8 protein-coding genes and 1 pseudogene are annotated in these 12148 nt (G+C 46.3%); 7 read left to right on the plus strand and 2 right to left on the minus strand.

The genetic code is table 11. The features are described from left to right. The first annotated feature begins 29 nt into the window (after window positions 1-29). Together trpB and trpA are read left to right on the plus strand one after the other, a co-directional pair. Complete coding sequence (gene trpB / locus HYN51_RS07840) at window positions 30-1220, plus strand: tryptophan synthase subunit beta (RefSeq protein WP_108899515.1); 1191 nt, start codon at window positions 30-32, stop codon at window positions 1218-1220. Then, window positions 1220-2026 (plus strand): tryptophan synthase subunit alpha, encoded by an 807-nt coding sequence (gene trpA, locus HYN51_RS07845; protein ID WP_108899516.1) that lies wholly within the window; start codon window positions 1220-1222, stop codon window positions 2024-2026. The genes trpB and trpA overlap by 1 nt, the downstream gene beginning before the upstream one ends. A 315-nt stretch (window positions 2027-2341) precedes the next feature. Here trpA and phoR read toward each other — a convergent pair. Next, window positions 2342-3630: pseudogene (gene phoR, locus HYN51_RS07850) on the minus strand (phosphate regulon sensor histidine kinase PhoR). Between the two features lie 23 nt (window positions 3631-3653). Further along, window positions 3654-4343 carry a phosphate regulon transcriptional regulator PhoB gene (gene phoB, locus HYN51_RS07855; protein ID WP_108899518.1) on the minus strand — a complete coding sequence of 230 codons (690 nt, stop codon included), beginning with the start codon at window positions 4341-4343 and terminating at the stop codon, window positions 3654-3656. A 291-nt stretch (window positions 4344-4634) separates the two neighbouring features. Here phoB and sbcD point away from each other — a divergent pair, with 291 nt between their 5' ends. From sbcD to HYN51_RS07880, 5 genes are all read left to right on the plus strand, one after another. Further along, complete coding sequence (gene sbcD, locus HYN51_RS07860) at window positions 4635-5888, plus strand: exonuclease subunit SbcD (RefSeq protein ID WP_108899519.1); 1254 nt, start codon at window positions 4635-4637, stop codon at window positions 5886-5888. After that, window positions 5888-9568 (plus strand): AAA family ATPase, encoded by a 3681-nt coding sequence (locus HYN51_RS07865; RefSeq protein WP_108899520.1) that lies wholly within the window; start codon window positions 5888-5890, stop codon window positions 9566-9568. The genes sbcD and HYN51_RS07865 overlap by 1 nt, the downstream gene beginning before the upstream one ends. A gap of 116 nt (window positions 9569-9684) precedes the next feature. Next, window positions 9685-10596: a recombination-associated protein RdgC gene (gene rdgC, locus HYN51_RS07870; RefSeq protein ID WP_108899521.1), complete on the plus strand. Its 912-nt coding sequence runs from the start codon at window positions 9685-9687 to the stop codon at window positions 10594-10596. A gap of 205 nt (window positions 10597-10801) precedes the next feature. Next, complete coding sequence (locus HYN51_RS07875; RefSeq protein ID WP_108899522.1) at window positions 10802-11602, plus strand: hypothetical protein; 801 nt, start codon at window positions 10802-10804, stop codon at window positions 11600-11602. Beyond that, window positions 11599-12084, plus strand: coding sequence for a hypothetical protein (locus tag HYN51_RS07880; protein WP_108899523.1), 486 nt, complete (start codon window positions 11599-11601; stop codon window positions 12082-12084). The genes HYN51_RS07875 and HYN51_RS07880 overlap by 4 nt, the downstream gene beginning before the upstream one ends. The last annotated feature ends 64 nt before the right edge of the window (window positions 12085-12148 follow it).

Here is a 12148-nt window from a genome sequence, read left to right on the forward strand (position 1 = left end):
GATAAAAGTGGAAGACTAAGGGATATAACATGACATTACTTAACCCCTATTTCGGCGAGTTTGGCGGGATGTATGTACCTCAAATCCTGATGCCCGCATTACAACAGCTGGAAGAGGCTTTCGTCAGTGCTCAACGAGATCCAGCATTCCATGCTGAATTTCAGGACTTACTGAGAAACTATGCGGGTCGCCCAACGCCGTTAACCTTATGCCGTAATCTGACGGCGGGTAGCAAAACCAAACTGTATCTGAAACGCGAAGATTTACTGCACGGTGGCGCGCATAAAACCAACCAAGTATTAGGCCAGGCGCTGTTAGCAAAACGCATGGGTAAAACCGAAATTATCGCCGAAACTGGCGCAGGTCAGCATGGGGTGGCTGCCGCATTAGCCAGTGCCTTACTGGGCTTAAAATGCCGGGTGTACATGGGGGCTAAAGACGTTGAGCGTCAGTCACCTAACGTTTTCAGAATGCGTCTGATGGGGGCTGAAGTCATTCCGGTTCACAGCGGTTCTTCCACCCTGAAAGATGCTTGCAATGAAGCGCTGCGCGACTGGTCCGGTAATTATGATACCGCTCACTACCTGCTGGGTACGGCGGCGGGTCCTCATCCATTCCCAACTATCGTTCGTGAGTTCCAGAGGATGATTGGCGAAGAAACCAAAGGGCAAATGAAAGAGCGTGAAAATTGCCTGCCGGATGCGGTTATTGCCTGTATTGGTGGGGGTTCTAACGCCATTGGTATGTTTGCCGATTTCATTGAAGAATCCAGCGTCAGACTGATAGGCGTAGAACCTGCCGGGCTGGGTATAGAATCGGGTCAGCACGGTGCGCCATTAAAGCACGGCCGTGTGGGTATCTATTTCGGTATGAAGTCACCCATGATGCAAACCCGTGAAGGCCAGATTGAAGAGTCTTACTCTATTTCTGCCGGTCTCGACTTCCCTTCCGTTGGGCCACAGCATGCTCACCTGAACAGTATTGGTCGTGCAGAATATGTATCGATTACGGATGATGAAGCACTGGATGCCTTTAAGCAGTTATCCCGTCATGAGGGAATTATCCCCGCGTTGGAGTCTTCTCACGCCCTAGCTTATGCCTTGAAGATGGTTGCCGCAGAACCCGAAAAAGAACAAATCCTGGTGGTCAACCTGTCCGGTCGTGGTGATAAAGACATTTTTACAGTTCATGATATTTTAAAAGCGCGGGGAGAAATGTGATGGATCGTTATCAACAATTATTTGAACGTTTGGCAGCCAACAATCAGGGCGCTTTTGTTCCTTTTGTTACGCTGGGGGATCCGAACCCGGAACTCTCTCTGGAAATTATCGATACGCTAATTGCAGCCGGTGCTGATGCTTTAGAGCTGGGTATTCCTTTCTCCGATCCACTGGCTGATGGGCCAACCATCCAAAGCGCTACTTTACGTGCTTTCGCCTCAGGCGTGACGCCGTCTCTTTGCTTTGAATTATTAGCTAAAGTTCGGGCAAAACACCCTGATGTACCCATTGGTTTACTGATGTATGCCAACCTCGTTTTTAGTCGCGGTATTGATGAGTTTTATGCACTGTGTGAAAAAGTGGGCGTAGATTCCGTACTGGTTGCCGATGTTCCACTGGAAGAATCACTGCCATTCCGACTGGCCGCTCAGCGCCATAACATCGCCCCCATTTTTATCTGTCCACCGAATGCGGATGATGAGTTACTGCGCCAAATTGCTACTCATGGACGTGGTTACACCTACCTGCTCTCCCGTGCTGGCGTTACTGGCGCAGAGAACAAAGCCCATCTCCCGCTGGACCATCTGGTTGCAAAACTGAAAGAGTACAACGCGGCACCGCTGATTCAAGGCTTCGGCATATCAGAGCCTTCACAGGTAAAAGCCGCACTCACCAGTGGTGCCTCAGGCGCTATCTCAGGTTCGGCCATTGTGAAGATTATCGAACAAAGCCATCAACAGCCGAAAATTATGCTGGAAAAACTGGCCGAGTTTGTTAAGGGGATGAAAGCGGCGACTAAACGATAAAATAAGATGCCGTATTTTTTCATAGGCCTGTTTTAACAGGCCTATGAAACAAAAATTAATCGTCGCGAGGAGCGGGTGTTGAGGTCGACTTGGCGTGAGCCAACGACAAACAGGTGAAACCTGTTTGAACAGCGCTTGCGCTGGCCCGAAGGGTGAAATACCGCAAGGTGTTTCATCACTGCCCCTAACCCGGCCAAGCCCGACGCATTCCGATGCCGAATACAAACGCCCTTCCGTCCGAGCACCCATGCCAATATAGGTATATAGCTTTTACGGACGGAAAATCCTCTGAAGCTCATTTAAACGCCAAAACAACTACTGTTCCACCACCAGTTTTTCCGGTAACACAAACCTAAACTCACTCCCCCCCCCAACTGACTTTCAATACTCAACTGAGAATGATGGTGATTTAACACATGTTTAACTATCGCCAGCCCCAGACCACTGCCCCCTGTCTGACTGGAACGCGATGGGTCTACACGATAAAAACGTTCCGTTAAATGGGCGATATGCTGTGGTTCAATGCCGGAACCATTATCCTTCACGCTAAACTGTGCTCCACGTGGGGTTAATTTCCAACTGACATAGATATCCGTTCCCGATGGCGTATGAATGATGGCGTTATACACCAAATTAGATATCGCGCTATAAAGCTGTTCCTGATTACCTAACACTTGCAGCTTGGCATCAACATCAAAATAGAGTTGATGTTCGCCGTTACTCAAAATATTGGCTTCACGAGCAAGGTTATCCAACAATACTGGAACATTAATCTTTTCATTTAATGCATAGCGAGGAGCGGCTTCGATGCGTGATAGCGTCAGTAATTGATTCACCAGACTGCTCATGCGTTCGGTTTGTCCCTTCATGCTGGTCAAAGCCTTATGACGAATATCGGGCCTAGTGTCATCATCCCCCAACATTTCGATATAACCCTGTAAAACGGTAAGCGGCGTTTTCAACTCATGGCTCACGTTGGTGAAGAATTTACGGCGAACTTCTTCCAACTGCTTTATTTGTGATACATCACGGGCGGAGATCAGCATATGACCTTCATCGTAGGACATCACCCGAAACTCAATATAACTATCATGATTGAATTGTAGGGTTAGCGGCTCAGCAAATTGTTTGCGTTTAATAAACTCAGCAAATTGCGGATAGCGAATCAAATTGAGAATGTGCTGACCATTGTCTTCCGGCCAGCGAAACCCCAGCATTTGTTGAGCCAGTTTGTTACACCAAAAGATATGCCCACTTTCCGTACTCAGCACCACCGCATCAGGTAGCGATTCGGCACCGCTACGAAATCGTTTAATCAGGGAGGCCAACTCTCGGCGGCGTTGACGATTACGATGCTGCATTTGATACAGGCCGTAGAATAACGGCTCCCAGCTTCCCCGGCCTGACGGAGGCATAATACTGCGATCCAGCCATAACCAGTGAGACAGTTTCAGCAGGTTATAAAAATGCCACAGTAAGGCACAAAGCGCCGAAATCAGCAGTAACTGTGTCAAATGACCAATAAAAATGCTTAACAGCAATGCCGGAAGGCAAAACAGCAACAGCTCAATGACGATTCTCTTCCACGATAGGCGTTCTAGCACAATCGAATCCCTAACCAGTTAACTTAAAAGCGAGTTGAAAAACGATAGCCTGAACCGCGCACAGTTTGTAGCATCTTGTCATAACCGCTGTCCTCAAGGGTTTTCCGCAAGCGACGAATAAATACGTCAACGGTACGATCTTCAACATACACATTCGTTCCCCATACCTGATTAAGTAGCTGTTCGCGACTATAAACACGTTCAGGATGGCTCATAAAGAAATGCAGCAGCTTATATTCTGTTGGCCCCATATCCAGCGGTTTATCGTCTGCCATTACCCGATGCGATGAGGGATCTAACGTTAAGCCATCAAAGACCAAAGCTTCATGCTCGGTCATGGGAGAAGTTCGACGCATCACCGCTTTAATTCGCGCCAGCAGTTCTTTAGGGGAAAACGGCTTGGTCACATAATCATCCGCCCCAGACTCCAGCCCTTGAACCCGATCTTCCTCTTCACCACGGGCGGTTAGCATCACCACCGGAATCGCCTTCATCAGAGGATCGCGCTTCAGATATTTAAGCAATTGAATACCGGAGCCGCCCGGTAGCATCCAGTCCAGTAAGATCAGATCAGGAAAAGGTTCGATAAGTAAAGATTGTGCTGTAGTAAAATCCAGCGCTTCAATGGCCAGATAGCCATGTTGTTCAAGAACAAGAGAAATCATTTCCCGGATAGGTGCTTCATCCTCAACCACCAATATGCGTTTTATCATGCGGGCTCTGCTCTTTGTTGTTTTTTCTCAACACAATGCGAGTTGAATGATTATATACCCTAATAATTTGAGTTGCAGAAACGTCAATAACTTAGTCAATCTCTCAGCAACCCAAAGTACGATAGATTATAGTGCGTTAGCATTATGCTACAGATATATGACACTTTTATTACGTTAACAACGCTTTCTGTTAATTGATGCGTCCACTAAGGTAGTCCTGACCCTCTCTGCTGCGTATAATCCCTAATGACCATAGCGCACCACATGGCTATTTTTTGACTGAGAGGATTCATGCGCATAATTCACACTTCTGACTGGCATCTTGGACAATACTTTTTTACCAAAAGCCGTGCGGCTGAACATGTAGAATTTTTGCGCTGGTTAACTGACAAAGTCACCGAACACCAAGTTGATGCGATTATTGTCGCGGGTGATGTTTTCGATACCACCTCTCCTCCCAGCTATGCCCGTGAATTATATAATCAATTTATTGTAGGATTGCAGCCAACCGGTTGCCAACTGGTGGTATTAGGGGGAAATCATGACTCGGTTGCCATGCTGAATGAATCCAGAGAACTGCTGACCTATCTTAATACTCAGGTGATAGCCAGTGTAGCTCAACAGCCTGAACAACAGCTTATCGTTCTGAATAACTCACAGGGTGAGCCTGGTGCATTGGTGTGCGCTATTCCGTTTATTCGTGCCAAGGATGTTCTGTCCAGCCAAGCGGGTCAGTCAGGGAGCGAAAAACAGCAAGCCTTGTTGGAGGCTATCAGTCAGCACTATCAACAGATATACCAACTGGCAAAGGAAAAGCAGCAACAGTACGCCAAACCTTTACCGATTATTGTTACCGGACACTTAACTACGGTTGGCGCATCCACCTCCGACTCCGTTCGTGATATCTATATCGGTACGCTAGATGCTTTCCCGGCGCAGGCATTTCCCCCTGCCGACTACATTGCTTTAGGCCATATTCACCGACCACAAAAAGTAGCCAAATCAGAATATATTCGCTATTCAGGTTCCCCCATCCCCTTGAGTTTTGATGAAACCGGTCAAGAAAAAAGTGTGGTGCTGGTAGAGTTTACCGCTCAGACAGCGCCGCAGATTACATTACTTACCGTGCCGCAATTTCAGCCAATGCGCTTAATTAAAGGTGATATTGAGGAAATAAAATCTGCGTTGGAAGGTTTTCGACATCATCAGGAACAGAAAACCATCTGGCTAGATATTGAGGTGGATTCCCGTCTTTACCTGAATGATATTCAACGACAAATACAGCAAATAGCCGAGCAATTGCCGGTTGAGGTGATATTACTGCGCCGCAGTAAAGCCCTAACTCAGCAGGCCATTCAACGTCAGGAAAAAGAGACGCTGTCAGAACTTACGGTAACCGAAGTCTTCGAACGCAGGCTGGTGCTCGATGACGACGATGATCAACGTACCCATCAGCAACATCAACGAGTACGTCAGTTATTCCATACATTGGTAGAAGAAATGGCCGAACAATCTGAGCACCCGGTTGATAAAGGAGCCGTCTGATGCGTATTCTTAGCCTGCGGCTTAAAAACATTAACTCGCTGAAAGACGAGTGGAAAATCGATTTCACTCAAGAACCCTTTTGCGATAATGGTCTGTTTGCCATTACTGGCGCGACCGGTGCCGGTAAAACCACCCTGTTGGATGCTATTTGCCTAGCGCTTTACCATAAAACACCGCGCCTAATCGTGACGCCAACCCAGAATGAACTGATGACTCACCACACCGCTGAATCGCTGGCTGAAGTTGAGTTTGAAGTTCAGGGGGTTGGCTATCGCGCTTTCTGGAGCCAGCGCCGGGCGAAAGACGCGCCGGATGGCAACCTGCAATCCCCTAAAGTTGAGCTGGCCTATATTCACGATGGCAAAATTATTACCGATAAAATACGCGATAAGCTCGAACTTACGGCCCAGATCACCGGTTTAGACTTTAGCCGTTTCACCAAATCCATGATGCTATCGCAGGGCGAGTTCGCCGCATTCCTTAATGCAGACCCCAATGAGCGTGCAGAACTACTGGAAGAGCTTACCGGTACTGAGATTTATGGTCATATTTCTGAACAAGTTTTCCTGTCCCATAAAGAGGCGAAAAACCAGCTGGATACCCTGCATACCCTATTGGGTAGCGTACAATTGCTGTCCGAAGAACAAACTCAAGTGCTAAACCAACAGTCACAGCAACTGCAATTGCAGGAAAAATTGCAGACTCAGCAAACTGAGCGCCTGCTGGCGGATAAGCAATGGTTGGAAAAACGAGAAGAATACCAGCGCCAAGAATCACAGTGCCAGCACCAGTTCAATCTGGCCCAACAGAATTGGCAACAGCAACAACCTCAACTGGAAAAATTACAGCGTAGCGAACCGGCAGAGAAGCTGCGTCCTCTACATAGCAACCTGATACGTTTGCATCAGGAGCGTCAAGATAACCAGCAGGAAATAACCCGCATCACTCAGGCCGAAATCGAACTCAAGCAGCAGCTATCCGTTGCCTTGAGAACGCGTGAACAGGCGGAACAACAGCACGAATCACAGCTGAAACAGCATGAGTTAACCCGCACCCTGATTAACGCTCAAGTCATACCGCTGGATTTACAGATTGGAAATAGAACCAGCCAATTAACTCAGTTGGAATCAACGCGAACCCATCTCATCCTGCAACGGCAACAACAGCAAACCGAGCATGGAGCCAACCTCCAACAACAACGCCAACTACTCAGCCGTCAGCAGGCCCTGAATGACTATTTTCAACATCATCCACACCATCAATACTGGGGAGAGAACCTTCTCCTGTGGCAACAGCAATTAAGCCAGCTAACCCGCATTAATAACGATTTACAGAACGCACAACAATTAGCAGATCTTAAGCAAAAAGAGATTGATGAACTCAATCAACAGTTAAATGAAGTGACATTGTCACAAGAGCGTCATCTTAAGCAACTACAACAATTACAGCAAAGCTTTGACAAGAATGATGGGGCCTTCCAGCAACTGCGAACTCAGCACGATCTGAATGGGTTAAAACAACAGCAGCATAACCTTGCCCAAACCAGAGATCGGCAGCAGTCGCTCACCCTGCTGTTTCATCGCTATCAGCAGGTCACTAAACAGTATCAGGTACGGTCAACTCAACTAAATGAACTCTCGGTGGTCATTAAACAGCTCGATGAGGAGCGATTAACCAAACGTCAGCAGTATAGTGATAAAAAAATACATCTGGCTGACTTAGAAAAACGGGCTGAACAAGAGCTGATCATTCTCCGATTTGAACAGGAACGCGCCCTGTTACACCCCGGTTCTCCCTGCCCGTTGTGTGGTTCGACTCAGCATCCATTAGTGGGTGAGAATACCTCATTGAATACATCGGATACCCAACAGCGCCTGACCCAATTAAAAATCGAATTCCAGCAGTTACACGATGCCGGTATTGAGTTAAAAAGTAAGGTTGCACTACACGGCGAGCAACAAAACCAGCTCACTAAAGAGATGAATAACCTGAGCCTTGAGCAAGACGATATCAATCAGCAGTGGCAGCAACACGGTAAAGGGCTGGATGTCACGCTCTCCCTTACTGAGAAAAAACAGTTCGATGATTATCTGGAAAGCGTGCGCCAACAAGAGCAACAGTTACAACAACAGATAAACCTACTTGAGCAAGCCGAGCAGCAATGGCTACAAGAAAAAGATCTACTCAATAAACAGCAGAATGCGACTCAGGAAGCCCAACAACGGGTGACACTACTGGCACAAAACCTGTTAAACAAAACTCAGCAACAGCAACAGTCTGAGCAGGGCCGATTGTCACTACAGCAAGATTATCAAATGCAGTCAGAGCAGTTGCAAACTGCCTTGGCCCACTATGAACTGATGCTACCACCACCAGAGCAGTATGACAGTTGGTATAGCACACGTAAAAGTGAATGGCAGCAGTGGCAAAACCACCTCAACGACCAAAAAGTATTGGAACAGCAATTAATCACCCTGAATACCCCGATAGCCGCTCTAGCGGCTCGAATAGAGAGTCTGAATTCACAGGCGGCAGAAAATCAAACTCAACTTACCGCTTGCCAACAGGAGTTAGAGCAGCTCAAGCAGCAGCGTCATCAACTATTCGGCGATCGGCAAACGGATGCGACAATGTTGCAACTTCAGCAACAGCAGCACACTTTAGAACTGGCGGTAACCGACAGCAGAAACACTTGGCAACAGCTTAACGATCGACTAACGGCCCTCAATGGTCAGCTTTCCACCCTGCTATCTCAACAGCAGCAGCTAGAGCAAAAAACCGACAGTGCGGAACACCAATTTACCGCCGCGTTACAGCAAAGTGCTTTCCACCATCAAGCTGAGTTTCTTGACGCCCTGTTATCTCCGGAATTGCACCTCCAGCTCAGTGAACTTAAAGAGATGCTCTCCAACGCGCTGCATCAGGCACAAGCTCTGTTTAATGAAGCCAATAAACAACGACAACGGCATGTGGCCCAGCGGCCAGAATCGCTAACCGAAGAGAGTAATATTCCGCACCTCAGCTTACAGCTCGCTCAATTAACTGAAGAGAGTAAAGCTAACGGTATTCGTCAGGGCGAAATTCGCCAACAGTTAGAAAACGACCGACAAAACCGCACCAATCAGCAGTCAGTGGTGGAGCGTATTGCACTGCATCAACAGCAGGTTGATGATTGGGCCTATCTCAATAATCTGATCGGCTCCAGCGATGGTGCAAAGTTCCGTAAATTTGCTCAGGGCCTCACGCTGGATCATTTAGTCTACTTGGCCAATCAACAGCTAAATCGGCTACATGGCCGTTATCTGCTACAGCGTAAAGAGAGCGGTGCTCTTGAACTACAGGTTGTCGATACCTGGCAGGCAGATAACCTGCGGGATACCCGAACACTATCCGGTGGGGAAAGTTTTCTGGTCAGCTTGGCATTGGCGCTGGCGTTATCCGATTTGGTCAGCCATAAAACCAGCATTGACTCTTTGTTTCTTGATGAGGGTTTCGGCACTTTAGACGCCGAAACGCTGGATATCGCCCTCGACGCACTCGATAACCTAAACGCCAGTGGAAAAATCATTGGGGTTATCAGCCATATCGATGCCATGAAAGAACGAATCCCGGTGCAAATTCGAGTCCGTAAAGTGAATGGATTGGGTATCAGTAAATTGGATGATCGGTTCAAGAAATAGCATTATCCAATTATTTCATAAGTTTCGTTAGCCAAAATCACAGCAAGACACTTTGCGATTGGTTATGATGACGGCTATGTTTATACAGAGCTTTGCTCTTTTTAATGGAAATAACTATGTTGTGGTTTAAGAATTTAATGATTTATCGCCTCAGTCGCGAAACCCATCTATCTGCCGATGAGATGGAAAAGCAGCTGAAGCCATTAACATTTACCCCTTGTGGCAGTCAGGATATGGCAAAAACAGGCTGGGTTTCTCCTCTAGGGCCAAGCAGTGATGCCTTAGTTCATGCGTCAGATAATCAGATTCTGATTGTTGCCCGCAAGGAAGAGAAAATTCTACCCTCTCCAGTGATTAAGCAGGCCTTACAGGCAAAAATTGAACAGTTGGAAGCCGAACAACATAGAAAACTAAAAAAGACTGAAAAAGATGCGTTAAAAGACGAGGTGCTGCACAGTCTGTTACCCCGTGCGTTTAGCCGCTTTAATCAAACCAGTCTGTGGATTGATACGGTCAACGGTTTAGTTATTGTTGACGCCGCCAGTGCTAAACGCGCTGAAGACACGCTGGCTCTGCTGCGTAAAAGTTTAGGTTCATTGCCGGTAGTACCTTTAACGCTGGAAAGCCCAATTGAACTTACACTCACCGAGTGGGTTCGTTCTGGTAATGCCCCCGCAGGATTTGTACTGCAAGATGAAGCTGAACTGAAAGCTATTCTTGAGGGGGGCGGCGTCATTCGTTGCAAGGCTCAGGAACTGGTCAGCGATGAAATTGCGGTACATATTGAGGCAGGCAAACTGGTCACCAAGCTGGCGCTAGAATGGCGTGAACGCATCCAATTTGTGATTGCCGATGACGGCAGTCTAAAACGAATCAAATTTACTGAAACCATTCGCGATCAAAATCAAGATATTGATAAAGAAGATTATGCTGCGCGTTTTGACGCAGATTTCACCCTGATGACCGGCGAAGTTGCCCAGCTAATTCAAGAGTTAATTGAAGCGTTGGGCGGTGAGCATAGCGAATAATGCGGTAAAAAAAACAAAAGATAATACGAATAGAGATGGATTATCATCTCTATTTATATGATAAATAAAAATTTACTGCTCTGAGTGCAAAAAAACCACACTTTAGGTAACACTATTATTTCCCTACAATCTGGTTAGTTAATGTGTAAAATACACAAAATTACAGATAAAACACCATTGAAAAATAAGTACCCGGAGGGAACGTTTGCATAACTATATTATTAATGACCGAGTGATGTTTAATACTTTTACGGGTGGGTTAAGCCGACTTGACGAGCCCCAGAAATTGAGCGCCCTCAGTAGTAATGCTAAACGATTATTTTTGCGTCTGATTGATGGTGGTTACCAGATTGTTCCTTTTGAACAACTGACTAATGAAATTCAAGAAATTGAAAATGTGACTAACACCGCCGAGTCAATCGTATCGGAACTCAGTGGTATTACTCAGGCTTTTCATCAATTAGGTGAGTTTGAACCCATCCTAACCACTTACTCGTATGGCGTGCAGCTATCTACTGATGTAGAGCTAAAAGTTATCGCCAGCGACCGAACCTTCAATGATGACAGTAAAGAAAAACCTTATATCGCCAAAAAATCATTGATCGCTTCTACCACGATCGGCGATAAAAATATCGCTTCTCCGGCACCTCAGCCAAAAAGTCGTTTTAATTGGTACTACAGCCGAATTGCGCTGGTTGCTGCCCTGTTTATTTTCCTGTTCTATTTTGCTTTTGGTTTATTCACCAGTAAACCGAGTTATTTTGCTGACTACCATCATCAGGAAACCTATCAGCAGTGTGATATTTTCATTCACAACCAAAAACCGACCGATTTAGCGAATTTGAAAAATCGATTAGATGAGTTCTCTGTCGCCTGCGATAAACCTAAACGTGTCTATTTCAGTCTCCCCGCCGATGACCGCCGGGAATCAATTCAGGCTTGCGATAGGGATCCCGATAGCGCTAATGCCTCTTGCTCCAATTTCTATGTGGTAAAAGTGAAATGAACAATATCAAACTTTCTGTCATCGCCACTCTGATCGTGACGACCCTATTGGCGGTCGGCCTGTATCTATTTTATGTCAGTAACAACAATAAGTTCACCTGTTCAGCAAACACCACCTACTTATTTGAAAAAGCCAATAAAGAAAAAGAAGCGCTACTCACATCCGAAATGAGATTTCATTTTGATGCTAATGGCAAAGGTTACAACGTCATTATGGGTAATTTAAGTGTCGATGGCAGCAATTACACCATCAATCGCAAAGTACAGTTTGATTACACGCATAACAAGACCAACAATTATATTCTGAGTACCACTCACGTTTCTTTAGAAGCGAGTGACAATTTACCTAAAACACTGGGGGAGCGTTATCTCTACCGTTTTAGCACTGAGCAAAATGAATCAACTCATTTGGTCATTATCCATATGAATAGTGGAAAGCGTCTGTTCTCCAGCGGAACCTTGCCCTACTTCTTATGTGAATAACGCTTTACATGACTAAATAGCTGGATTCTGACTCTCGTTTTTTATTACATAAAACAGACATCCA

The organism is Limnobaculum parvum, from assembly GCF_003096015.2.
GTDB classification, from domain to species: domain Bacteria; phylum Pseudomonadota; class Gammaproteobacteria; order Enterobacterales; family Enterobacteriaceae; genus Limnobaculum; species Limnobaculum parvum.

Coding starts and splice junctions, on each gene's coding strand:
- trpB (WP_108899515.1), top strand. CDS start 30: ATGACATTACTTAACCCCTATTTCGGCGAGTTTGGCGGGATGTATGTA.
- trpA (WP_108899516.1), top strand. CDS start 1,220: ATGGATCGTTATCAACAATTATTTGAACGTTTGGCAGCCAACAATCAG.
- phoB (WP_108899518.1), bottom strand. CDS start 4,343: ATGATAAAACGCATATTGGTGGTTGAGGATGAAGCACCTATCCGGGAA.
- sbcD (WP_108899519.1), top strand. CDS start 4,635: ATGCGCATAATTCACACTTCTGACTGGCATCTTGGACAATACTTTTTT.
- HYN51_RS07865 (WP_108899520.1), top strand. CDS start 5,888: ATGCGTATTCTTAGCCTGCGGCTTAAAAACATTAACTCGCTGAAAGAC.
- rdgC (WP_108899521.1), top strand. CDS start 9,685: ATGTTGTGGTTTAAGAATTTAATGATTTATCGCCTCAGTCGCGAAACC.
- HYN51_RS07880 (WP_108899523.1), top strand. CDS start 11,599: ATGAACAATATCAAACTTTCTGTCATCGCCACTCTGATCGTGACGACC.